The sequence below is a fragment of the Glycomyces paridis genome (assembly GCF_004912155.1).
Classification (GTDB): domain Bacteria; phylum Actinomycetota; class Actinomycetes; order Mycobacteriales; family Micromonosporaceae; genus Glycomyces; species Glycomyces paridis.
The window spans coordinates 37,566-62,761 of record NZ_STGX01000005.1 but is presented as its reverse complement, the minus strand read 5'-3'; the positions used below and the strand labels follow the sequence as shown (position 1 = coordinate 62,761).

At 71.6% G+C, this 25,196-nt stretch carries 16 protein-coding genes; 14 read left to right on the top strand and 2 right to left on the bottom strand.

Annotated elements, in window-relative coordinates:
• Positions 1-11: 11 nt before the first annotated feature.
• From E9998_RS08220 to E9998_RS08200, 5 genes are all read left to right on the top strand, one after another.
• A complete protein-coding gene (locus tag E9998_RS08220; RefSeq protein WP_136529231.1) occupies positions 12-1,268 on the top strand; it encodes an enolase C-terminal domain-like protein in 1,257 nt (418 codons plus the stop codon).
• Positions 1,265-2,557, top strand: a complete 1,293-nt coding sequence (locus E9998_RS08215) for an ROK family transcriptional regulator (protein WP_204745323.1) — start codon at positions 1,265-1,267, stop codon at positions 2,555-2,557. Before E9998_RS08220 ends, E9998_RS08215 begins: the two co-directional genes overlap by 4 nt.
• Positions 2,554-3,396 carry an aldose epimerase family protein gene (locus E9998_RS08210; RefSeq protein ID WP_136529230.1) on the top strand — a complete coding sequence of 281 codons (843 nt, stop codon included), beginning with the start codon at positions 2,554-2,556 and terminating at the stop codon, positions 3,394-3,396. The genes E9998_RS08215 and E9998_RS08210 overlap by 4 nt, the downstream gene beginning before the upstream one ends.
• Positions 3,393-4,238, top strand: a complete 846-nt coding sequence (locus E9998_RS08205; protein ID WP_136529229.1) for a sugar phosphate isomerase/epimerase family protein — start codon at positions 3,393-3,395, stop codon at positions 4,236-4,238. Before E9998_RS08210 ends, E9998_RS08205 begins: the two co-directional genes overlap by 4 nt.
• A 2,008-nt stretch (positions 4,239-6,246) precedes the next feature.
• Entirely contained in the window at positions 6,247-8,004 is a 1,758-nt protein-coding gene (locus E9998_RS08200; RefSeq protein WP_136529228.1) for a hypothetical protein, read from the top strand.
• Positions 8,005-8,016: 12 nt separating this feature from the next.
• Here the strand turns inward: E9998_RS08200 and E9998_RS08195 are convergent, their stop codons facing one another.
• Complete coding sequence (locus E9998_RS08195; protein ID WP_204745322.1) at positions 8,017-9,030, bottom strand: LacI family DNA-binding transcriptional regulator; 1,014 nt, start codon at positions 9,028-9,030, stop codon at positions 8,017-8,019.
• A gap of 148 nt (positions 9,031-9,178) precedes the next feature.
• On the opposite strand from E9998_RS08195, the gene E9998_RS08190 reads away from it, so the two are divergent.
• Positions 9,179-9,886, top strand: a complete 708-nt coding sequence (locus E9998_RS08190) for a ThuA domain-containing protein (RefSeq protein ID WP_136529227.1) — start codon at positions 9,179-9,181, stop codon at positions 9,884-9,886.
• Entirely contained in the window at positions 9,871-10,962 is a 1,092-nt protein-coding gene (locus tag E9998_RS08185) for a Gfo/Idh/MocA family protein (RefSeq protein WP_136529226.1), read from the top strand. Before E9998_RS08190 ends, E9998_RS08185 begins: the two co-directional genes overlap by 16 nt.
• 23 nt (positions 10,963-10,985) lie before the next feature.
• On the opposite strand, the gene E9998_RS08180 is transcribed toward E9998_RS08185, so the two are convergent.
• The gene (locus E9998_RS08180; protein WP_136529225.1) at positions 10,986-12,047 is read right to left on the bottom strand and encodes a LacI family DNA-binding transcriptional regulator; all 1,062 of its coding nucleotides are present in this window, start codon (positions 12,045-12,047) and stop codon (positions 10,986-10,988) included.
• 180 nt (positions 12,048-12,227) lie between these two features.
• Between E9998_RS08180 and E9998_RS08175 the strand changes: the two genes are divergently transcribed.
• From E9998_RS08175 to E9998_RS08145, 7 genes are all read left to right on the top strand, one after another.
• Positions 12,228-13,313, top strand: a complete 1,086-nt coding sequence (locus tag E9998_RS08175; protein WP_136529224.1) for a glycoside hydrolase family 62 protein — start codon at positions 12,228-12,230, stop codon at positions 13,311-13,313.
• Positions 13,314-13,363: 50 nt separating this feature from the next.
• The gene (locus E9998_RS08170) at positions 13,364-13,975 is read left to right on the top strand and encodes an RICIN domain-containing protein (RefSeq protein WP_158299737.1); all 612 of its coding nucleotides are present in this window, start codon (positions 13,364-13,366) and stop codon (positions 13,973-13,975) included.
• A gap of 75 nt (positions 13,976-14,050) precedes the next feature.
• A complete protein-coding gene (locus tag E9998_RS08165) occupies positions 14,051-14,962 on the top strand; it encodes an alpha/beta hydrolase family protein (RefSeq protein WP_136529222.1) in 912 nt (303 codons plus the stop codon).
• 11 nt (positions 14,963-14,973) lie between these two features.
• Positions 14,974-16,578, top strand: a complete 1,605-nt coding sequence (locus tag E9998_RS08160) for a glycoside hydrolase family 43 protein (RefSeq protein ID WP_136529221.1) — start codon at positions 14,974-14,976, stop codon at positions 16,576-16,578.
• Between the two features lie 9 nt (positions 16,579-16,587).
• Complete coding sequence (locus tag E9998_RS08155) at positions 16,588-17,628, top strand: endo-1,4-beta-xylanase (RefSeq protein WP_136529220.1); 1,041 nt, start codon at positions 16,588-16,590, stop codon at positions 17,626-17,628.
• A gap of 100 nt (positions 17,629-17,728) precedes the next feature.
• Complete coding sequence (locus E9998_RS08150; protein ID WP_136529219.1) at positions 17,729-20,464, top strand: beta-L-arabinofuranosidase domain-containing protein; 2,736 nt, start codon at positions 17,729-17,731, stop codon at positions 20,462-20,464.
• A 111-nt stretch (positions 20,465-20,575) separates the two neighbouring features.
• A complete protein-coding gene (locus E9998_RS08145; RefSeq protein WP_192907057.1) occupies positions 20,576-25,165 on the top strand; it encodes an ATP-dependent helicase in 4,590 nt (1,529 codons plus the stop codon).
• The last annotated feature ends 31 nt before the right edge of the window (positions 25,166-25,196 follow it).

Sequence of the window (25,196 nt, the reverse complement as noted above, 5' to 3'; positions counted from 1 at the left end):
GACTGACACCCATGGCCATTGAAACGTTCGCGAACCCGTGGCGGCCCCGCGAGGACGTCCGGATCACCTCGGTCCGCGCGATCACCACGGCGCCGGAGGGCATCGCCCTCGTCGTGGTGCGCGTCGACACCGACGTCCCGGGCCTGTACGGGCTCGGCTGCGCGACGTTCACGCAGCGCTGGAAGGCCGTGGAGGCCTTCGTGAACGAGCACCTGGCCCGCCTCCTCGTCGGCCGCTACCCCGGCGACATCGGCGACCTCACCCGTCTCGCGGCCTTCACCGGCTACTGGCGCGGCGGGCCGGTCACCAACAACGCGATCTCCGGGATCGACCAGGCGCTGTGGGACATCGCGGGCAAGCGCGCCGGGATGCCCGTGCACGAACTGCTCGGCGGCAAGGTCCGCGCCGCCGCCGACACCTACCTCCACGCCGCCGGGCGCACCGTAGACGAGGTGGTCGAGGACGCCCAGCGCCTCGTCGACCTCGGCCAGCGGCACGTCCGACTCCAGATGTCGACGCCCGGCGGCGGCGGGTACGGCGCCCCCGCGGTGCCCACCGAGTACCCCGACGCCCCCTACCGCAACGGCTGGAGCGCCCGCGACTACCTGCGGCGCACCCCCGCCCTCTTCGAGGCCGCGCGCGACCGCCTCCCCGACAACGTCGAACTCCTCCACGACGTCCACTCGCGACTGTCCCCGAAGGAGGCCGTCTGGCTCGCCCGCGCCCTGGAGCCGTACCGGCTGTTCTTCCTCGAAGACGTCCTCGCCCCCGAGCACTGGGACCGCCTGCCCGAGGTCCGCGCCGCCAGCCCCGTCCCGATCGCCGTCGGCGAGCTCACCACCTCCCTCCAGGAGGCCGTGCGCCTCGTGCGCGACGGCGGCGTCGACTTCATCCGCAGCCACGTCTCCGACATCGGCGGCCTCACCCCCGCCCGCAAGCTCGCCGACCTCGCCGAACTGTGCGGCGTCAGGACCGCCTGGCACGGCCCCGGCGACACCTCCCCGATCGGCGCCGCCGCCAACGTCGCCCTCGACGTCACCTCCGCCGCCTTCGGCATCCAAGAAGGCCACCTCTACGGCGAGGCCGTGCACGAGGTCTTCCCCGGCACCCTCCGCATCGAGAACGGCTGGCTCCACCCCAACGAGACCCCCGGCTGGGGCATCGACCTCGACGAGGCCGCCGCCGCGAAGTTCCCCGCCGAGCTGTCCGGGCACGACGCCTGGGCCGCCGGGGTGCGCCGTGTCGACGGCGCCCTGGAGGCGCCGTGACCCACCCGACCGACCCGCCGATCCGGCCCCTGAGCGAGATGCGCCAGCGCGGGCCCCGCGACACCAGGGCCCTTGCGGGCCACCGGAAAGCGGGCGCCAACCAATCCGACCTCGGCTCGTTCAACGAGGCCGCGATCATCGAGGCGATCCGCCAGGCCGGGACCATCTCCCGCACCGAGATCTCCGCGCAGACCGGCCTCACCCAGCAGTCGGTCTCGCGCATCCTCCGCGTCCTCCTCGAACGCGGCCTCCTCGCCGAGGGCGCCCAGGAGCGCGCCGAGCGCCTCGGCAAGCCCCGCACACCGGTGCGGCTGCGGCCCGAGGCCGCCCACGCCGCGGGCGTCCTGGTCGACCCCGAACTCGTCTCCGTCGTCCTGTCCGATCTGGACGGACGTGCTTTGGAGCGGCGCCGCATCGCCTTGGACGACGAGATCGCCCCCGCCGCCCTCGTGGAGCTCATCGCCGGTTGTGTCGAGGAGGTCGTGGCCGACTCCGGCATCGACGTCGGCACCTTCCTCGGCGTCGGCGTCGCCGCCCCCGGGCCCATCACCCCCGACGGGCGCCTGCTCGACCTCCCCCTCTCCCGCGCCTGGCGGAACGTCCCGCTCCAGGCGATGCTCGCCGAACGGCTCGACTGCCCCGTGGTCCTCGACAAGGACGGCGCGGCCGCCGCCATAGGAGAGCGATGGGTCGGGCGCACCGAGCGCGCCAGCGACTTCGTGTACCTCTACTTCGGCACCGGCCTCGGCTCGGGCCTGGTCATCAACGGCGAGTCCTACCGCGGCACCAGCGCCAACGCCGGCGAGTTCGGCCAGCTGTGCGCCGTGCGCGCCGGACGGATCGACGCCGAGGGCCGCCCGCAGCTCGTACGCGAGTGCAACCCCCCGGTCGCCCTCCCCGAGATCGCCCGCGAACTCGGCTACGACGGCCCCGCCCGCACCTACCGCGAGCTGTGCGCCGAAGTCGGCGCCGGAAACCCCGCCGCGACCGCTGCGGCCCAGCAGATCGCCGACGTCATCGCCCTCGGCGCCGTCGCCCTCGTAGACCTCCTCGACCTGCCGCTCCTCGTCATCGGCGGGCCCGCGTTCGAACCCGAACTCGAAGAGATCGTCGTGTCCACCATCGACCGGGCCGTGAACTCCCTCCCCACCGCCCACCAGGCCCGCACCGTCGCCGTCGAACGCTCCCTCGTCAAAGTCGAGGCCGGCGCCATCGGCGCCGCCTCCACCATCTTCCACGCCTCCTTCGCACCCTCGGTGCGCCGCACCAGAAAGCTCGCCCTCCCGTGACCCACCGCATCGAATCCGGTTCCTACACCGCGACGGTGGACCCCGTCGGCGCCCGCATCGCCTCGATCGTCCACCGCCCCACCGGAACCGAGTTCCTCCTGCGCACCCCCTGGCAGGACGAGGACTGGGGCGGCGCCTACCCCTCCACCCGGTCCAACGAGGAATGGCACCGCCGCTACCCCGGCGGCTGGCACACCCTCGTCCCGCACGCCGGCGACGCCCGCACCCTCGACGGCGTCGAGCACCCCTTCCACGGCGAGGCCGCCTGGCGGCGCTGGCGCACCGTCGAGCACACCACCGACTCCTGCACCCTGGAGATCGCCCTGCGGACCGTCCCGCTCACGGTGCGCCGCAGCGTGACCGCCACCGCCACCGGCCTTGAGGTCGCCCAGCGCGCGACCAACCACTCCGGGAGCGCGACCGCCTTCGGCTGGTGCGAGCACCCCGCCTTCGGCCCGGCCCTCATCGGCCCCGACACCACCGTCCGCCTCGGCGACGACCCGCTCCCGGTCCGCTTCCCCGCCGCCGGGGCCTCCGGCAGCGGCTTCCTCGACGTCCCCACCAAGTCCCGGTCGAGCGCCACGATCCGCAACCCCGCCAACGGCACCGAGGCCACGCTCCACTTCGACCCCGACCTCTTCTCCCACCTCCACGTCTGGCAGGAACACCGCGCCACTCCCGGCTTCCCCTGGTGGGGCGCGGTCGACACCGTCGCCCTCGAACCGGCCTCCGACCCCTACGAGTCCGACGGAGGCCCGCTCGGCTCCCTCGCGCTCCCCGGCCACGGCAGCCTCGCCGCGACCTTCACACTCGACCTGTCCATCGAGGAGTCCCGTTGACCCGCATCGGCGTCCAGTGCTTCACCCTCCGCGAGGAGTTCGCCGCCCACGGCGTGCACGAGACCTTCCGGAAGGTCCACGACATCGGCTACCGCACCGCCGAGCTCTCGGCGCTGCCGTTGACCCCCGAGCACCTGGCCGAACTCCAAGGCGTGCGCGAGGACTTCGGCATCGAGTTCGTCTCCATCTCCGGCGGCCTCACCGGCGAGGTGTCCCTGACGAACGCGCTCGACACCTTCATCGCCGACGCGAACGCCCTGGGCGCGAGCATGATCCGCGTCGGGATGCTCCCGCCCGAGGCGATGGCCGACCTCGCCTCCGTGGCGGCCTTTGCCGACGACTGCGAAGCGGTCGCCGCCCGCCTCGCCGACGCGGGCCTGAGTCTCCACTACCACAACCACCACATCGACTTCGCCCGCTACGACGGACGGCACCTCCTCGACGTCCTCGCCGAGCGCGCCCCGAGCGTCGGCCTGGAGATCGACGCCCACTGGGTCCAGCGCGCGGGCCTCGACCCCGTCCGCACCCTCCGCAAGTACGCCGACCGCGTCGACATGGTCCACCTCAAGGACTACCGCATCGCCCGCATCGACCCCGCCGCATACGAAGCCCTCGCCACCGGCATCGCGGGTCCCTGGCAAGAGGGCATGAAGCACGTGGTCCAGTTCGCCGAAGTCGGCGAAGGCAACCTCGACTTCCCGGCCATCATCGACACCGCCGTCGACATCGGCGCCGCCCACCTCCTGGTCGAACAGGACGAGTGCTACGGCCGCACCGCCATCGAATGCCTGAAGACCTCCCATGACAACCTGACCGCAATGGGCTACGCCCACCTCTTTTAAGACCGCTAGCGCCAAATCAGGACCGCGATCCGGCCGCCGAGTCCGAACGGGTCGGACTTCAAGCAGTCGGCGACGGAACAGCGGCAGGACGGCCCGGCGTGAGCCACCGCGGAGATGTCCGATGGCGGAGTCCCCACCTCGATTCGCCTCACCCGTCGCGCTCCCTGCGCGGTACCGCAGCCCGATGAACCGACCTGTTCAGATCGGTCTTGGTCTGCACAGTCCGGTCCGACTCGGCGGTCCTGAACGACCGGTTCCGGCCCCCTCGGCCCGAGGACTTCCGAAGGATTCCCCGTTCGCTCGTTTCATGCCCGGCGGCGGCACTCGGGTTGTTTCGGGGCTGTTCCGGCGTTGTCGCCGTCGGTCTGTCGTGCACGCCGCTCACCGGGTCGAGTCGGGTCGATGTTCAAACCGGCAGCGACGGAAGAGCAGGCGGACTGGGCTGGCATGTGCCGCAGAGGAGATGCCCGCTGGTGGTGACCCAGGCCGTATCGCCTCGGCCGCCGAGATCCGTGTGCAAAGCCGCAGAGCGAGATGAGACGAACTGGCCCGAACGGTCATTGCCCGAGAGCGCGACCCGCCCTCACGGTCGGTCGAGCCTTGCCCGAGCCCCCCTGCCTGGCGACTCGTTTCGGCTCGCTCGACCTGGTCCGTTGGCTCCGGTGTGTGAACACCGGACGCGGCGTGGTGGCCCGACTGCCATGCAATGCTGCACACGCCACGCCCCGCTCCGACATTTCGTGTGAAGCCCGCGACGCATGCGTTGTCGTTGTGCTGGTGCCCTGCCGCCACTGCCTCGCCCCTTTCCGGCTCTCGCCGCTTCTTGCCTGCCGTTCCCGGCCCGCCGCTCTCGGTTTGCCGTTCTCGCCCGCGCTCACCGGCTTCCGCCAGCGCAGGCCACCGCGACGTATCCGCGAGCGGCCTCGCACGACCTGCCGCGCTTCGTGTGCGGCACCGCAATCCGATGAACCGATACGGTCCCGGGCGAGCGCCGCCCGATGAGGCGACCGGGCATACCGGCCCGGCGATCCAGGTGTCCCGATCTCAGGGGACGCTCCACTGGGCCGCCAAGGGAGGCTGTGGTTGGTCGCCGGCCCTGCCAGGGTTGTGCCGGTGGACTGCTTCGTCTCGTGCGGCCCTACTGACCGGGGGCTGGATTTCACCTCGCTCCTTCCGTTGCCGCCCTTGCGGGCGCATTTCCTTCGCGCAGGCTCGCGCGGAGTCGGGTGGTGGTGATCGTGGTGCGCACCGGCGCTGTGTGCGGCGCTTCGCCCGGGTCCTGTGGTGCCCGGCCGGGCCGCGTACGGTCGCGTCGGCGGTCGTGCCTTCGTGTGTCTCGTTCGGAACACTGCCGCGGGTCGAGGTGATCCCGGCCCGCGATCTCCCACCCAGTACCACCCCCGTCGAGGGAGCGGTGATCAGCTGCGGGACGCGATGGCACGATCAGGATGAGAACTCCACGCCTCCCACTGCTCGGGAGGAATACCCGGTCCTGCCAGGTCGCTGTCTCAGAAACATGTCCGGTTTGGGAGCGGCCAGAGGCTTGGATCAGTCTGCTTGCACCGGCTCGCCACCTGGACCTTGCTTCTCCGTCCTTCGTGCATATGTCAAGTATCGCTCGCCTGTACGCCATCGTCATCACCCACAAGATGCGAAAGCACTCATATTTCCACCGCAACTCGTTGCGGCACAAGCTAAGAGCTGCATCCCTTGCTCTAGCGCGTCGCCCCACGCGCCCCGAGCGCAATGCACACGATCGACCACGCCCCACCCCTAGGCCCGCACGGAGTCGGCCCGCCACCCACAATGCGACCCTCACCATCGATCCACCCCTTGTCGGTGCCGCCTTTGTCTCTGGCTCTCAACCGAACTGGGCCCGCCGTTTCCTTCGAACGCCTAATTCTGCGACAACCTCGAAGCCCTGCCCACCTCAAAAGCCGTCGCCGCCAACGCGGGCTGCTCACTACGATGACACGATGGGCACTCCCGCAACCCCCGTACCACGCCCATGATCGCCCCGACACCCCTCTGGGACCGACTCCGCGACCTCCTCGCCCGCCACCCGGAAGGCCCGATCCCCGACGACGAGCTCGAAGCCTTGCGCTCCTGCGCCGGTGTCAGGCGGACGATCATCGACTTCGACCTTGACTACGATGACGACGACGCCTACTTCTTCGACTTCGATCCGGCCGAAGACGAGCTGCTCGAAGCCGGGCGCCGGACGGCCGTGCGCGAGGCGGTCGCCGCGGCCCTTGACGGCGGTGACCCGGGCGAGCTCGGCACGGCCCTGCGGCGCATCCACGAGGCGAAGAGCGGCGACGACGGCGAAGGGCCCGACCTGGAAGGGCTCTCACCGCCTCCCGAGCGGGCCCGGGCCGTCGCCCTCCACCTGCTCGACACCGGCACGACCGGCCTTGAAATCGAGGTGGGCCTGCTGCTCCTGCCAGGCGAGCCCCAAGACCTCGAACGTGTCCGCGTCTTCGGCCTGCTCGGGTCCCGCGCCGAACGGTTCGCCGTGGCCGCCATCGGTCGGTCGCCGAATCCGGCGCCCCACCTGCTCTGGACACTTGAGCGGACCGACCCGGACGACCGGAGCGAACGCCTGGACACGTTCCTTGAACTCGACTTCGACACGCTGGCTTCACTTCCTGCAGCCGCCCCGGTCGGCACCGGCGCCGACCTCGTCCTGGAACTCGGCGCTTTCGAACGTCGGCCCCCGGCCATGCACGAAGACCGGCGGTTCGCCGCTCCGTTCCTCGAAGCGGCCGAGCACGCCCGTGAACTGACCCGCGACGCCGCCTCACTGTCGATGCTCGTCCGACTCCACCACGGCCTGGCGTACGGCGTCGCGGCCCTGCTGCACTTCGAACCGGGCGAACGCGTCCGCGCGGTCGAGCAGTTCCGCTCAGCGCTCGCCTCGGACGAAGCCGCCGCGACCGCCGCAGCCGCACTCGATGCCCGCCCCGGCGACCCCGACGCCCTCTGGCTCGTCCGGCAGACCCGGCGTGCCGCCCGAGCTGAACCTGAGACCTTCGGCGAGGGATTCGCCGTCCGCATCACCGTTCCTGCGCCCAGCAGCGACTCCGATGTCCGAGTGAACGTCCTGGTCGACGGCATGCCCCTGGCGGAGCGACACCTTGGCGACGGAGGGCCGGAGAACCCCGAGACCGTGCTCCAGTCCGGAGCGGGCCTCAGCGCCGGAACCGAACCGCACGAGATCCTGCTCGGCAACGCGAGCTGTGGCGATTCCCGCTGCTGTAGACCGTTCATCGCCGATGTCCGACTGGACGCCGAGACCGGCGAGGTCGAATGGGCGACCCGATCCACCGAATCGGCCGAGCCGAGGACCTACCGCTTCGACGCCGACGCATACGCCGCCGAAATCGCAAAGGCCGCAGCGGATTTCACCTGGGAGTGGCCCGCCCGCAGGGCCGCGCGATTCCTGCGGGAACGCCTCGAAGCCGAGCCGGAGGTGATGGCGCGCTGGCAGTGCGAACCCTCACCGGCCAGAAGCGATGCCGATGAGACCTCCTGCGTCCGGCTCTACTTCGCTCATCCCGGTGTCCCCGCCGATTTCGGCTCGGATACAGAGTGGATCCAGTTCCGACTCATCCTCGACTTCCCCGACGCGCTCGAAGTCGACGATGAAACGATCCGCGCCGAGGTGGACCGCATCGTCAACAAATTGCGAACCGAGGACCCGCGGTCGTCCGAGACCTGGTGCGGCGGTTCTCAGGAGATGGCCGAGCGCCTCGGGTACCGCTGATGCCCGGCCGGTTCAACGGGGCAGCGGGGCCGTGGATCCTCGGACGATGAGGTCGGTGGCCAGTTCCTCGCGCGGCGAGTTCGTCGGCGGGTGGGCCATGATCCTCAGGAGCATTCGGAGGGCGGCTTCGCCCATTTCGGCGATGGGCTGGCGGATCGTGGTGAGGGCGGGGCGGAGCCATTGGCCTTCGGGGAGGTCGTCGAAGCCGATGACGGCGAGGTCGTCCGGGATGCGGAGAGCGAGGGCCTCGGCGGCGTCGTAGACGCCGACGGCGATGTTGTCGGAGCAGGCGAAGACGGCCGTGGGGCGGCGGTCGCCGGTGAGGAGGGCGGTGGCGCGCTCGGCGGCGTCGCCGCGCTTCCAGTCGGTGAAGACCACCGACGTCTCGTCGAACCGGAGCCCGGCTTCTATCGCTGCTGAACGGAACCCGTCGACTCGGGCCCTGCTGTAGAGGTGTCCGCGGTGGCCTGCGACGATGCCGAGGCGTTCGTGGCCGAGGGCGATGAGGTGCTCGGCGGCGGCGCGGCCGCCCGCCCAGTTGGTGGCGCCGACGCCGGCGACCGTTGAGGGCGGCTGGGTGACCGGGTCGAGGAGGACCACCGGGACGCGGGCCGCGTCGAGGGTGGCGAGCTGTTCGGGCGTGGCGTCCACGAGCGCGAGGACGGCGCCGCCGAGGTTCCGGTCCAGCAGCCGCGTGAGCCAGGCGTCGTCGTCGCGGTGGGCCACCGAGACCACGAGCGCGACCCCGGCCGCGGCGGCGGCGCGCTCGACGCCGCTCAGGGCCCGGTTCGCCCAGGTCCCCTCGAGGCCGCTCATGACGAGCTCGACCATGGCCGGTCGCGCCGAGGGCGGGGCGCCGCGGCCCGCGCGCCCCCGGTAGCCCAGATCGGCGACGGCCCGCATGACCTTCTCGCGCATCTCGGCCGACACGTCGGAGCGCCCGCTGAGGACCTTGGAGATCGTGGGGACCGACGTGCCCGCCGCGGCGGCCACGTCGGCGAGGGTCGTGCGCCGCCCGTTCTGCATCCGCCGAACCTACCGCACGACGGCAAAGTTGCGCAACTTCAAGCTCGTGGAACGCCCTTGCCGCCAGGGGGGAAGTGCTGTAGAAAGGAAGCGCACCGCACTGCATCCAAGGGAATTTGCGCAACTTCACAGGAGCATGTACCTCACCATGTCTGCACCAGGAATCAAGCGCGCGCTCGTCGTGCGCGGCGGCTGGGACGGCCACCAGCCCGTCGAGGCCACCGACTCGTTCCTCCCGTTCCTCGACGAACACGGCTACGACGTCCGCGTCGAGGACACCAGCGCCGTCTACGCCGACGCGGGCTACATGGCCTCGGTCGACCTCGTCGTCCAGACCAACACCATGAACACCATCGAGCGCGAGGAACTCAACGGCCTGCGCTCGGCCATCGAGCACGGCACCGGCATGGCCGGGTGGCACGGCGGCATCGCCGACTCCTACCGCGCCAGCTCCGACTACCTCCAGCTCATCGGCGGCCAGTTCGCCACCCACCCCACCCGCGCCCCCCAGGAGGACCTCAAGGGCGAGGCCGCGGACTGCTTCACGCACTACACCGTGAACATCGTCCCCGAGCAGGCCGACCACCCGATCGTCAAAGGCATCCAGGACTTCGACCTCCACACCGAGCAGTACTGGGTCCTCTCCGACGAGTACAACGACGTCCTGGCGACCACCACCATCCCCGTCACCCCCTACCACCCGTGGCACCGGCCCATCACCTGCCCGGCCGTGTGGACCCGCCTCTGGGGCGAGGGCCGGATCTTCGTCGCCACCCCCGGCCACGACATGGGCGTCCTCGCCGACGCCAACGTGCGCACCATCATCGAGAGGGGCATCCTGTGGGCCAGCCGCTGAGGATCGGCATCGTCGGCACCGGGGCCATCTCCGGCCAGTACCTCAAGGCCTTCGAGCGCCTCGACGCCGTGCGCCTGGTCGCCGTCGCCGACCTCAACGCCGCCGGCGCCGAAGCGGTCGCCGCCGAGCAGGGCGTCCGCGCCCTCACCGTGGACGAACTCATCGCCGACCCCGAGGTCGACCTCGTCCTCAACCTCACGATCCCCGCCGCGCACGCCGAGATCGCGCTCAAGGCCATCGCCGCGGGCAAGGACGTCTACGGCGAGAAGCCCCTCGCCGCGACCCTGGAGGACGCGCGCGCGATCGTCGAGGCCGGCCGCGCCGCCGGCGTGCGCGTCGGCTGCGCCCCCGACACCGTCCTGGGCACCGGCGTGCAGACCGCCCGCAAGGCCATCGACGACGGCGCGATCGGCGCCCCGGTCGCCGCGACGGCCACCATGGTCACGCCCGGCCACGAGCGCTGGCACCCGAACCCGGACTTCTACTACCTGCCCGGCGGCGGCCCCCTGCTCGACATGGGGCCCTACTACGTGACCGCGCTGGTGACCCTTCTCGGCCCGGTCGCCTCGGTGATCGGCGCGGCCAGCCACACGCGCGAGACCCGCGTGGTCGGCTCGGGCCCGCGCGAGGGCGAGTCGATCCCGGTGGAGGTCGACACGCACGTCACCGGCGTCCTGCGTCACGAGTCCGGCGCACTGTCCACACTGGTCATGAGCTTCGACGCGGTCGCGACGCGCGCTTCGAACATCGAGGTCCACGGCCAGTCCGGCTCACTGATCGTCCCCGACCCCAACGGGTTCGCGGGGGACGTGCGCCTGCACGCCCTCGGCGGGGAGTGGGAGACCCTCGATCCGAGCGCCGGCTACCTCGACGCCGCCCGCGGCTTCGGCTTGGCCGACCTCGCCGCGGCCGCGCAGGGGGAGCCGTTCCGCGCCGACGGCGACCTCGCCTACCACGTCCTCGAAGTGATGACCGCCCTGCTCGCCTCGGCGGACCAGGGCGTCTCGGTCGACGTGGCGAGCACGTGCGAGCGTCCCGCGGCCGTCCCGCTCCAGGAGGCTCCCGAAGCCGCCTGAGGACGCCCGGCCCCGCTGTCGTTTTAGGACCCGGCGGGGCCCTTCGCGTTCCGGGGCGCGGCGGTGCTCTGGCGCAGGACGAGTTCGGTGGCGAGTTCGAGGCGGTGCTGGGGGAGGGCGCCGCCCGCGGCGAGGGTGACGACCATGTTCGCGGCGGCGGCGGCCATCTCCTTGAGCGGCTGGCGGATCGTGGACATCGGCGGGATCGTCCACTTCGCCTTCGGGAGGTCGTCGAAGCCGACGACGCTGAGGTCTTCGGGGATGCGGAAGCCCAGTTCGGCCGCGGCGTGGTAGACGCCGAGGGCCATGCCGTCGTTGCAGGCGAAGATCGCGGTGGGCGGTGCGTCGAGGCGCAGGAGGGCCCGGGCGTGCTCGCGCCCGCCCTCGATCATGAAGTCGCTGTGGCGCTCCAGCGCGGGGTCGAGCGCGACGCCCGCGAGGTCGAGGCCGGCGCGGAAGCCGTCGAGGCGGGCGCGGCTCGACTCCAGGTGGCCCGGTCCGGTGACGATCGCGATGCGCCGGTGTCCGAGTCCGATGAGATGCCTTGCGGCCGTGAGGCCCCCGTTCCAGTTGCTCGCGCCGACCGAGGGCGCGTCGTGGTCGGGGTCGCCGGTCGGGTCGAGGAGCACCAGCGGGATGTCGCGCGAGTAGAGGCGCTCGCTCTGCTCGGCGGTCAGCCCGGAGAACACCGAGACGACCCCGTGCGGGCGGCGCGCCAGGACGTCCTCGATCCAGCCCTGGCCGGGGACGTGGCGCCCGCCGAGCTCGGAGACGACGACGCCGAGACGGTGATGCCGGGCGACCTCCTCGACGCCGTTGAGGATCTCGATCGGGTACAGGCCCGCGAGCTCGTGGAAGAGCACGTCGATGAGCGCCGCCGACTTCGTCGGCCGCCGCTGCCTGCGGAAGCCGCGCGAGCGGATGAGCTCCTCGATCTGCTCGCGGGTGGCCGCGGAGACGTCCGAGCGGCCGTTGACCACTTTGGAGACCGTCGCCGTCGAGACGCCCGCCAGGGCCGCGAGTTCGGCGATCGTCAGGGGCCCGGAGGGGTTCTCGGCGGGAGCGTGTTCAGGGGCGGGGCTCATCGCGGCAGTCTAACGCCAGTCGCCACATCCGTTTCAACTTCACGCCCGCCGTTGACATGAGATCGATAACTTTCTATAGTTCGAATCATCTAAGTTTCGGGAACCGCTTCGAAAATTGCGAACCGGCCCCGGATTGTGAGCGATAACAGCACGCATTACGGCACAACGGAAAGGCCCGCCATGCGCAAGTTCCGCACCAAGACCCTGGGGGCGCTCGCCGCCCTCGCCGCGGCGGCGGCGCTCGCCGCGAGCATGCTCACCGCGAACGCCCAGACCACCGACGACCAGGTCGAGGCCCAGGCCCTCCCGGCGAGCTTCAGCTGGGAGTCGACCGGGGCCCTCATCGGCCCCAAGCCGAACTCGACCCACAACGTCGTCTCGACCAAGGACCCCACCGTCGTCCAGGACGCGAGCGGGAAGTGGCACGTCTTCTTCACCGTCGCCAACACCGCCGGCAACTGGAGCCTCGCCTACACGAGCTTCGACGACTGGTCCCAGGCCGGCTCCGCGCCGCACACCTTCCTCGACACCAACCCCAACATCGGCTCCCGGTACGCCGCTGCGCCGCACGTGTTCTACTACGCGCCCCAGAACCTCTGGTACCTCGTGTACCAGACCGGACTGCCGTCGTACTCGACCACGAGCAACATCAACGACCCGAGCAGCTGGTCGGCGCCCCGCAACTTCCAGAACGAGATGCCGCAGGTCGTGCGCGACAACATCGGCAACGGCTTCTGGCTCGACTACTGGGTCATCTGCGACGACGCCAAGTGCCACCTCTTCTCCGCCGACGACAACGGCCACGTCTACCGCGCCGAGACCACCGTCGCGAACTTCCCGAACGGCTTCACCAACACGCAGATCGTCCTCCAGGACACCAAGAACAACCTCTTCGAGGGCGGCGCCGTCTACAACGTCGACGGCACCGACGACTACATGCTCATGTGGGAGTCCATCGGCTCGAACGGCGCCCGCTACTACCGCGCCTACACCGCCGACACCCTCACCAGCCAATGGCAGCCCCTCGCCACGAGCCAGAGCGCGCCCTTCGCCGGCGCCGCGAACGTCTCGTTCCCCGGGACCCCCTGGACGACCGACATCAGCCACGGTGAACTCCTGCGCTCCACCCACGACCAGACCATGACCATCGACACCGGCAACCTCCAGCTGCTCTACCAGGGCCGCAACCCCAACTCGGGCGGCGACTACTCGCAGCTGCCCTACCGCCTCGGCCTGCTGACCCTCACCGGAGGCCCCGCATGCTGACCCCGCCGAACCCCTCACTCCCCGAAACCGCAACCGCTAAGGAGCACCCGATGACCTCGGCCGCACCCGACTTCTCGTTCCTGGCCCGCTGGTCACGCGGCCTCGCCGCGCTCGCCGCCGCCGTGGTGATCGCGACCATGGGCCTCGTGGCCTTCCAGACCGACCGCGCCGAGGCGGCGCCGCCGTCCACGAGCGACTGGTACACGATCGTCTCGCGCCACTCCGGCCTCGCCTTCGACATCCAGGGCGCCTCGACCGCCACCGGCGCGATCCTCACGCAGTACACGAACTACGAGGGCACGAACCAGCAGTTCCGGTTCCTCGACTCCGGCAACGGCTACTACCGCATCCAGGTCCGCAACTCCGGCCTCGTGCTCGACGTCTGGAACTGGAGCACCGCCGACGGCGCGACCATCGCCCAGTACACCGACTACAACGCCGCCAACCAGCAGTGGACGGTCAACCAGAACTCCGCCGGCTACTACACCTTCGTGAACCGCAACTCCGGCAAGGCGCTCGACGTCTACAACTGGTCGACCACCGCGGGCGACCCCATCCGCCAGTGGACCTCCACGGGCGCGACGAACCAGCAGTACTCGCTCATCCCCGTCGGGGCGAGTTGCGGCGCCGACTCCGTCCTCGCCGACATCCAGGCCGACTGACCGACCCGGCACCGGGCCGGGCGCCCTCGCACGCACCAGCGGCCGCCCGGCCCGGCCCCCCGAAAGGAACCGCGCATGACCATGCCCCGCCGCACCATACTGGGACTCACCGCCGTCGCGGGCGCGACCGCCCTGCTCGGCTCGGCCGCACCGGCACTGGCGGCCACCGCCCCGACGCAGACCTTCCCGCTCGGCGTCCGCGAGTTCGCCTGGAGCCGGGCCGGCCGCAGCCTCACCACCCGGATCTTCTACCCGGCCGCCTCCGGCACGCCCGGCGGCAACCCGGTGCGCGACGCCCCGATCGCGGACGGGCCCTTTCCCGTCGTCGAATGGAGCCACGGCCTCGGCGGCAACCCCGAGTCCTACGGCCCCCACATCCGGCCCTTGGCCGCAGCGGGGTTCATCGTCCCCGCGCCGGTCTTCTCGACCACGACCACCGGCACCCCCGGGAACATCCAGGACGTCTACAACGGCAACCAGTCCAAGGACGTCTCCGAGGTCCTCACCCGGACCCTCGCCCTCGGCGCGGAGGGCTCGTGCGACGCCTTCGAGGGCCGCATGGACACCACGCTCGGCGTCGGCGTCGCCGGCCATTCCCTGGGCGGCATGACCACCCACGGCCTCCTGACGGCCTGGCCGGACTCGCGGATCACCGCCGCGATCCCGTACGCCTGCGTCGACATGGGGAACCCGACCGGCGAGGTGAACGCGAACGTCCTGTTCGTCCACGGCGACCAGGACCCCATCTGCCAGTACTCGCTCGCGCGCCAAGCGCACGCCGAGCTCCCGGCCCCGAAGGCGTTCATGACCCACACCGGCCAGGGCCACGACGAGTACATCTGGAACGGACCCACCTACGACCAGACCGTCGCCGTCTCCCTCGACTGGATGCGCTGGAGCCTGTACGGCGACACCGCCGCCAAGGCCCGCCTCGCCTCGGACGCCTCCGGCGGCGGGATCGTCTGGGAAGCGGAGCTCGACCGATGAAGGAGCACCGCATGAACTGGCTCGACGCCCCCGGCAGCCGCCGCAGGCTCCTCCTCGGCGGGGCCGGCGTCCTCGCGGGCGCCGCCGCCGCCTCCCTGATGCCGCTCCGCGACGCCGAGGCGCAGCAGTCGACCTTCGGCAACCCCGTGGTGTGGCAGGACTTCGCCGACGTCGAGGTCATCCGGGCCGGCGACGTCTTCTACATGACCGCGTCCACGATGCACTACTCGCCCGGCGCGCCCGTGCTCCGCTCCTGGGACCTCGTCAACTGGGAGTTGGTGGGGCACTCGGTGCCCACCCTCGACTTCGGGTCCAAATACGACCTGAACGGCGCCCGCGGCTACGTGCGCGGCATCTGGGCCTCCACGATCGCGCACCGACCGAGCCAGAATCGCTTCTACTGGCTCGGGCAGATCGACTTCGCCCGGTCCTACATGTACACCGCCACCGACCCGGCCGGGACCTGGACGCGCCACGCCGAGCTCTCCCGCGCCTACTACGACGCCGGGATGCTCGTCGACACCGACGACACGATGTACGTCGCCTACGGCAACACCCAGATCTCGGTCGCGCAGCTCTCCGCCGACGGCAAGTCCGAGGTCCGCAACCAGCAGGTCTTCTCCACCCCGTCGAGCATCGGCACCCTGGAGGGCTCGCGCTTCTACAAGATCAACGGGAACTACTACATCTTCCTCACCCGTCCCGCCAACGGCCAGTACATCCTCAAGTCCGCATCCCCTTGGGGCCCTTACGAACTGCGCCAGGTCCTGCTGAACATGCCCGGCCCGATCTCCGGCGGCGGCGTCCCCCACCAGGGCGGACTCGTCTCCACCGCGGCGGGCGCCTGGTACTACATGGCCTTCGTCGACGCCTACCCCGGCGGCCGGGTGCCCGCGCTCGCGCCGATCACCTGGACCTCGGACGGCTGGCCGCAGGTCACCACCGTGGGCGGCGCCTGGGGGAGCACCTACCCGTTCCCGAACCTCACCCCGCACCCGGTCGCACCGATGACCGGCACCGACACCTTCACCGCCGCGACACTCGCCGCCAAATGGGAGTGGAACCACAACCCGGACAACAGCAAGTGGTCGACAGGGAACGGCCTCCGCCTCCAGACCGCCACCGTCACCGGCGACCTCTACAACGCCCGGAACACGCTGACCCACCGCATCCAAGGCCCCTCTTCCACGGCCACAGTGGAGCTGGACCCCGCCGCGATGGCCGACGGCGACCGCGCGGGCCTGGCCATGCTCCGCGACGCCTCGGCCTGGATCGGGCTGCGCCGCGACGGCGCCACCACCCGCATCTCCATGACCGACTCGCTGACCATGGACGCGAACTGGAACACCACCGGCACCGGCACCGAACGGGCCTCCGCGGAACTGTGCTCCTCGACCGTCTGGCTGCGCGTGAGCGCCGACATCCGCCCCGGCTCGGGCCGCCAGGCGCAGTTCTCCTACAGCACCGACGGCTCGGCCTTCACGCAGCTCGGCCCGGCCTTCACCCTCAACAGCAACTGGACCTTCTTCATGGGCTACCGCTTCGCCGTCTTCAACCACGCCACCAAGGCGCTCGGCGGAGCCGTCACCGTCAACCGGTTCACCGTCACCACATAAGGAGTCGCAATGACCGACCTACCCACGAGACCACGACTCGTCCGCCGCCGCCTGGCACTGGCGACGGCCGCCGTCGCCGCCGCCGGTATCGCCGCCGTGAGCGCGCTCGTGTTCACCAGCCCGGCCCAGGCCGCCACCACCCTCGGCGCCTCCGCCGCCGAATCCGGCCGCTACTTCGGCGCCGCCGTCGCCGGCAACCGCCTCAGCGAGAGCGCCTACGCGAACACCCTCGCCACCGAGTTCAACAGCGTGGTCGCCGAGAACGCCATGAAATGGGACGCCACCGAGCCCAACCCGGGCCAGTTCAACTTCTCCGGCGGCGACCAGATCGTCACCTGGGCGCAGCAGCGGGGCATGAAGGTCCGCGGCCACACGCTCGTGTGGCACGCGCAGCAGCCCGGCTGGGTGGAAGGTCTCACCGGCAACAACCTGCGCAACGCCATGCTCAACCACATCACGGGCGTCGCGAACCACTACGAAGGCGACGTGTTCGCCTGGGACGTCGTCAACGAGGCTTTCGAGTGGGACGGCTCGCGCCGCCAGTCGAACCTCCAGCAGCAGCTCGGCAACGGCTGGATCGAGGAGGCCTTCCGCGCCGCCGACGCCGCCGACCCCGGCGCCAGGCTCTGCTACAACGACTACGGGACCGACGGGATCAACTCCAAGAGCACCGCGATCTACAACATGGTCGCCGACTTCAAGAACCGCGGCGTCCCGATCGACTGCGTCGGCTTCCAGACCCACCTCAGCGCGGGCGACAACCTGGGCACCTACCAGCAGAACCTCCAGCGCTTCGCCGCCCTCGGCGTGGACGTGGAGATCACCGAACTCGACGTCGGCGGCTCCGGTTCGAGCCAGGCCGCGACCTTCGAGACGGTCACGAACGCGTGCATGGCGGTCTCGCGCTGCACCGGCATCACCGTCTGGGGCGTCACCGACAAGTACTCCTGGCGCGACGACGACCCGCTGCTGTTCGACGACAACTACCAGAAGAAGCAGGCGTACACGTCCGTCCTCAACGCGCTCAACGAGGGCGGCGGCAACTGCTGACCCGTGACCGCCGCGGGGGGCCCAGAGCCGAGGCCCCCCGCGGCACCCTTACCGATCCATCACCATGTGAACGTAAACATTCTTGACAAGGAGTTCCCTCATGACTTCGTCCCCCCTCAGCCGCCGCAGGCTCCTCCAAGCCGCCGGCGTCGCCGCGGTCGCCTCCACCGCGACCGCCGTCACCGCTCCCGGCACCGCGCACGCCGCCCTCGCGCCCGTGCGCACCGACATCGGGAACCTCACGCAGGCCTTCGAGTTCGGCCGCGTGAAGCTGAACTCGGGACGCTGGCTCGACAACCAGAACCGCACCCTCTCCTACCTGCGCTTCATCGACGTCGACCGGCTCCTGTACAACTTCCGCTCCAACCACCGCCTCTCCACCAACGGCGCGTCCTCGAACGGCGGCTGGGACGCCCCCGACTTCCCCTTCCGCACCCACATGCAGGGGCACTTCCTCACCTCGTGGGCCCAGTCCTGGGCGGTGCACGGCGACACGACCTGCCGCGACAAGGCGAACGCCATGGTCGCCGGGCTCGCCGCGTGCCAGGCCAACAACGGTGCCGCGGGGTTCGCAGCCGGGTACCTCAGCGGGTTCCCCGAGTCCAACTTCGACGGCCTCGAAGCCGGCACCAGGTCCGACGTCCTGTACTACTGCCTCCACAAGACCCTCGCCGGCCTCCTCGACGTGTGGCGGCTCATGGGCTCCACCCAGGCCCGCGACGTGCTGCTGGGCCTCGCCGGATGGGTCGACACCCGCACCGCGCGGCTCTCCTCCTCCCAGATGCAGAACGTGCTGCGCGTCGAGTTCGGCGGCATGAACGCCGTCCTGACCGACCTCTACCAGCAGACCGGGACCGCCCGCTGGCTCACCGCCGCGCAGCGGTTCGACCACGCCGCCGTGTTCGACCCGCTCGCGAACGGCACCGACTCGCTCAACGGCATGCACGCGAACACCCTGATCCCCAAGATCGTCGGGGCCGCCCGCGAGTACAAGGCCACCGGCACCACCCGCTACCGGAACATCGCCGACAACTTCTGGACCATGGTCACCGAGGACCACACCTACGTCATCGGCGGCAACAGCCAGGCCGAGCACTTCCGCCTGCCCGACCAGATCGCCGGGTACCTCCGGACCGACACCTGCGAGGGCTGCAACACCTACAACATGCTCAAGCTCACCCGCGAGCTGTGGCAGCTCGACCCCGAGGACGCCTCCTACTTCGACTACTACGAGCGCGCCCTCCTCAACCACCTCATCGGCTGGCAGGACCCGGGCAACGCCCACGGCCACATCACCTACTTCACGTCCTTGAACCCCGGCGGCCACCGGGGCGTCGGCCCCGCCTGGGGCGGCGGCACCTGGTCGACCGATTACAACTCGTTCTGGTGCTGCCAGGGCACCGGCCTGGAGACCTTCACCAAGCTCATGGACTCGGTGTACTGGCACGCCGGGACCACCTTGTGGGTCAACCTCTACACGCCCTCCACCCTCACCTGGGCCGAGCGCGGCATCACCGTCGCCCAGTCCACCTCCTACCCCGTCTCCGACACGACCACCCTCACCGTCACCGGCTCCACCAGCGGGTCCTGGACGATGCGCCTGCGCATCCCCTCTTGGACCCAGGGCGCGACGGTCAGCGTCAACGGGACCGTCCAGGATATCGACACCGCCCCCGGCTCGTACGCGAACCTCACGCGCGCCTGGGCCTCCGGCGACACGGTGACCCTCAAGCTCCCCATGCGCCTCGTCGTCGAGCCCTCGAACGACGACGCCGAAGTCGCCGCCGTGGTCTTCGGCCCCACCGTCCTCTCCGGCAACTACGGGTCCACGACCCTCAACGCCCTCCCGGTGATCGAGCCCGAGTCGATCCAGCGCACGAGCACCTCGGCGCTCGCGTTCACCGCGACCGCGAACGGCGCCGACGTGAACCTCGGCCCCTTCTACGACGCCCACGGCCACAACTACACCGTCTACTGGAGCACCGGAGAGGGCGGCGGCTCCGACGCCCCCGCCTACAAGCTCTACAACGCGAACTCGAACCTCGTCCTCGGCGTGCGCGACATGTCGACCGCGGACGGCGGCCTCGCGATCCAGTGGAACGACACGGGCACCGCCGACCACTTGTGGGAGCTGGCGGTCTCCGGCTCGGCCCTGAAGATCCGCAACCGCAACAGCGGCAAGGTGCTCGGCGTCGAGAACATGTCGACCGCCGACAACGCCCCGGCCCTCCAGTGGGCCGACAACGGCACCGCCGACCACCTATGGACCCCCGTCGACCAGGGCGACGGCACCCACAAGCTCCGCAACTCCCACAGCGCCAAGCTCCTCGGCATCTCCGGCGCCTCCACCTCCGCCGGGGCCCAGGCCGTCCAGGCCCCCGACGACGGCACCGCCGACAACCGCTGGCGCTTCGTCCCCACCGGCGCCCGCCGCATCCAGAACGTCAACAGCGGCCTGGTCCTCGGCGTCCAGAACATGTCCACCGCCGATGGCGGCCTCGCGATCCAGTGGGCCGACAACGGCACCGCCGACCACCTGTGGACTGCGGTCCTCGACACCGGCGGCTACTTCAAGCTCCGCAACTCCCACAGCGCCAAGGTCCTCGGCGTCGAGAACATGTCCACCGCCAACGGCGCCCGCATCGTGCAGTGGGCCGACAACGGCACCGCCGACCACCGCTGGCGCCTGCGCTGGGGGAGCGGCGACGCCTTCCGTGTCCAGTGCGCCAGCGGCGGCCGGGTCCTCGGCGTCACGGGCGCCTCGACCGCCTCCGGTGCGCAGATCGTCCTCTGGGACGACAACGGCACCGCCGACCACCTGTGGAGGTTCATCTAGCGTCGAGCGCGTCGGCCGGATCGCCGCCCTCGGCCGTGAAGCCGAGGCGCGGCGAGCCCCGCCTCACCGGAACCGGTGAACCCGTCGTACCCGTGGGGCACCATGGACGCCATGGCCCGAACCGAGCGCAACGGCGCGGACGCCGCCGAAGAGTCCCCGCACCCGGCCCTCGCCGGCTTCTCGCCGGCCACCGCCTCGTGGTTCCACCGCGCCTTCGGCGCCCCGACCGCCGCCCAGGAAGGCGCCTGGAAGGCCATCGGCGAGGACCGGAACGTCCTCGTCGTCGCCCCCACCGGCTCGGGCAAGACCCTCGCTGCGTTCCTCTCGGCCATCGACGCCCTCGCCGCCGCACCGCCGCCGACCGACCCCAAGCGCCGCTGCCGCGTCCTCTACCTCTCCCCGCTCAAGGCCCTCGGCGTCGACGTCGAACGCAACCTCCGCGCCCCGCTCGAAGGCGTCCGCGCCGAGGCCCGCCGCCTCGGCCTACCGGAACCCGACCTCACCGTCGCCGTCCGCTCCGGCGACACCCCGCAGGCCGAGCGCCGCTCGATCGCCAACCGCCCGCCCGACATCCTCATCACCACCCCCGAATCCCTCTTCCTCATGCTCACCTCCCAAGCCCGCGAAGCCCTCGCGGGCGTCGAGACGGTCATCCTCGACGAGGTCCACGCCGTCGCCGCCACCAAACGCGGCGCCCACCTCGCCCTCTCCCTCGAACGCCTCGACGCGCTCCTGCCGCGACCCGCCCGCCGCATCGGACTCTCCGCCACCGTCCGCCCCGTCGAGGACGTCGCCCGCTTCCTCTCCCCGCAGGCCGACACCGTCGTCGTCCAACCGCCGTCCGAGAAGCGCTGGGACCTCTCCGTCGTCGTTCCGATCGAGGACATGAGCGCCGTCGGCGACACCCCCGACCCGACCGCCCCCGGCCGCCCCGCCCCCTCGATCTGGCCGCACGTCGAAGCCCACATCGTCGACCTCGTCGAACGGCACCGCTCCACCATCGTCTTCACCAACGCCCGCCGCGTCGCCGAACGACTCTCCAACCGCCTCAACGAGATCGCCTACGAACGACGCACCGGCGAACCCCTCCCCGAACACCACGCCCCCGCCGCGACGATGGGCGGCTCCGGCGCCACGCCCGGCGCGCCGCCGATCCTCGCCCGCACCCACCACGGCTCCATCTCCAAAGAGCAGCGCGCCGAGGTCGAAGCCGAACTCAAGGCCGGGCGCCTCCCCGCCGTCGTCGCCACCTCCAGCCTCGAACTCGGCATCGACATGGGCGCGGTCGACCTCGTCGTCCAGGTCGAGGCCCCGCCTTCGGTCGCCTCCGGGCTCCAGCGCGTCGGCCGCGCCGGCCACCAGGTCGGCGCCGTCTCGCGCGGCGTGTTCTTCCCCAAGGTCCGCGGCGACCTCATCCAGTCCGCCGTCGTCGCCGAGCGCATGCGCTCGGGCGAGATCGAAGCGCTCAAGATCCCCGCCAACCCCCTCGACGTCCTCGCCCAGCAGATCGTCGCCGCCACCGCCATGGACGACTGGCACGCGGACGACCTCCTCGCCCTCGTCCGCCGCGCCGCCCCCTTCGCCGCACTCCCCGACTCCGCCTTCGAAGCCGTACTCGACATGCTCGCCGGGCGCTACCCCTCCGACGCCTTCGCCGAACTGCGGCCGCGGATCGTCTGGGACCGCAACGCGGGCACCGTGACCGGCCGCCCCGGCTCCCAGCGCCTCGCCGTCACCTCCGGCGGCACCATCCCCGACCGCGGCCTCTTCGGCGTGTTCGTCGCCGGGACCGACCCCAAACGCGGCGGCGGGCGCGTCGGCGAACTCGACGAGGAGATGGTCTACGAATCCCGCGTCGGCGACGTCTTCACCCTCGGCACCTCCTCCTGGCGCATCGAGGAGATCGGCCGCGACCGCGTCTCGGTCTCCCCGGCACCCGGCGCCCCCGGCCGCCTCCCGTTCTGGCGCGGCGACGGCCTCGGCCGCCCCCTCGAGCTCGGCCGCGCCATCGGCGCCTTCGTCCGCGAACTCGGCGCCCTCGACCCCGCCGCCGCCCACGAACGCCTCGCCGCCGCCGGACTCGACGCCAACGCCGCCCGCAACGCCGTCGCCTACCTCGCCGAACAGCGCGAGGCCACCGGCGAGGTCCCCGACGACCGCACCGTCGTCATCGAACGCTTCCGCGACGAACTCGGCGACTGGCGCATCGTCGTCCACTCCCCGTTCGGCGCCCAGGTCAACGCCCCCTGGGCCCTCGCCCTCGGCAACCGCCTCCGCGCCCGCCACGGCATCGACCCCCAGCTCATGCACCACGACGACGGCATCGTCGTGCGCCTCCCCGACGCCCACGGCGCCGAAGACGCCCCCGCACCCCTCCACGCCGCCGACCTCGCCTTCGACGCCGACGAGATCGGCGCACTCGTCACCGAGGCCGTCACCGGCTCCTCCCTCTTCGCCTCCCGCTTCCGCGAGGCCGCCGCCCGCGCCCTCCTCCTCCCGCACCGCGAACCCGGGAAACGCCAGCCCCTCTGGCAGCAGCGCCTGCGCTCCGCCCAGCTCCTGGAAGTCGCCGGGCGCTACCCCGGGTTCCCGATCATCATCGAAGCCGTCCGCGAAGTCCTCCAAGACGTCTACGACGTCCCAGGCCTCACCGAACTCATGAAGGACCTCGCGAACCGCGAAATGCGCATCGTCGAAGTCACCACCGCCGAAGCCTCCCCCTTCGCCCGCACCCTCCTCTTCGGATACGTCGCCCAGTTCATGTACGCCGGCGACACCCCCCTGGCCGAACGCCGCGCCGCCGCCCTCTCCCTCGACTCCCGCCTCCTCGCCGACCTCCTCGGCGACGTCGACCTGCGCGAACTCCTCGACCCCGACGTCCTCGCCGAGACCGAACGCGAACTCCAGCGCCGCACCCCCGACCGCCGCGCCCGCGACCCCGAATCCGTCGCCGACCTCCTGCGACTCCTCGGCCCCCTCACCGAACCCGAACTCGCCGAACGCGGCGCCGACCCCGTCTGGGCCGCGACCCTCCACGACACCGGCCGCGCCATCCGCGTCCGCATCGCCGGCCGCGACCACTGGGCCGCCGTCGAAGACGCCGGGCGCCTGCGCGACGCCCTCGGCACCGCGCTCCCCGCAGGCCTCCCCGCCGCCTTCACCGAACCCGCCGACGACCCCCTCGGCGACCTCCTCGCCCGCCACGCCCGCACCCACGGCCCCTTCACCACCGCCGACGCCGCCGCCCGCTTCGGCCTCGGCGCCGCCGTCGCCGAGACCGGCCTGCGCGCCCTCGCCGCCGACGGCCGCCTCGTCGAAGGCGAGTTCCGGCCCGGCGGCGAACATCTCGAATGGTGCGACGCCGCCGTCCTGCGCCGCCTGCGCCGACGCTCCCTCGCCGCCCTCCGCAAGGAACTCGAACCGGTCCCGCCCGCCGACCTCGCCGCGTTCCTGCCTCGCTGGCAGCACCTCGGCGACGCCGCGGGCCCCGGCGAACTGCGCGGCGTCGACGGCCTCGCCCGCGCGATCGAGCAGCTCCAGGGCGCCGCCGTGCCCGCCTCCGCACTGGAGACCCTGATCCTGCCCGCCCGCGTCCCCGACTACACCCCGGCGATGCTCGACGAGCTCACCGCCTCAGGCGAGGTCCTCTGGGCCGGAGCGGGCGCCCTCCCCGGCAAGGACGGCCGCATCGCCCTCTACCCCGCCGAGACCGCCCCGCTCCTGCTCCCCGAACCGGGCCCCCTCGACGCCACCGACCTCCACGAGTCCCTCATGGACGCACTCGCGGGCGGCTACGGCCTGTTCTTCCGCCAGATCGCCGAACACGTCCGCGCCCAAGGACACCCCGAGGCCGCCGACACCGACCTCGCCGAAGCCCTCTGGGACCTCGCCTGGACCGGCCGCGCCGCCAACGACACCCTCGCGCCGCTGCGCGCCCGCCTCGGCTCGGGCCGCACCCCCGGCGCCACCGCGCACCGCACCCGCCGCACCGCCCCACGCGCCCGCCAAGGCCTCCCCGGCTGGCGCGACCTGCGCCGCGAGACCGTCGCGAGCCTCCCCTCGGTCGCCGGACGCTGGTCCCTGCCGCCCGCCCGCGAACCCGACCCCACCCTCCGCGCCCACGCCCTCGCCCACACCCTCCTCGACCGCCACGGCGTCGTCACCCGCGGCGCCGTCGCCGCCGAAGGCGTCGACGGCGGCTTCGCCAAGGTCTACCGCGTCCTCACCGCCTTCGAGGAGACCGGCCGCGCCCGCCGCGGCTACGTCGTCGACGGCCTCGGCGCCGCCCAGTTCGCCGCCGAAGGCGCCGTCGACCGCCTGCGCGCCGATGCGCCCCGCGGCGCCCTCGTCCTCGCCGCCGCCGACCCCGCCAACGCCTACGGCGCCGCCCTCGCCTGGCCCGAACCGCCCGCCGGGTCCGCCCACACCCCCGGCCGCAAGGCCGGCGCCCTCGTCGTCCTCCTCCACGGCGACCTCGCCCTCTACCTCGAACGCGGCGGCCGGAGCCTCCTCGCCTGGCCCGAACCCGACCGCCTCGCGCCCGCCCTCGACGCCCTCGCCGACGCCGTCCGCTCCGGCGCCACCGGCCCCCTCCACATCGAACGCGTCAACGCCGACACCGCCCAGTCCTCCCCGCTCGCCCCGCTCCTCGAAACCGCGGGTTTCCGCGTCACCCCCCGCGGCTACCGACTTCGGCCCTGACCCGTTGCGCGCGTTGGCAACCGGCGCGCTG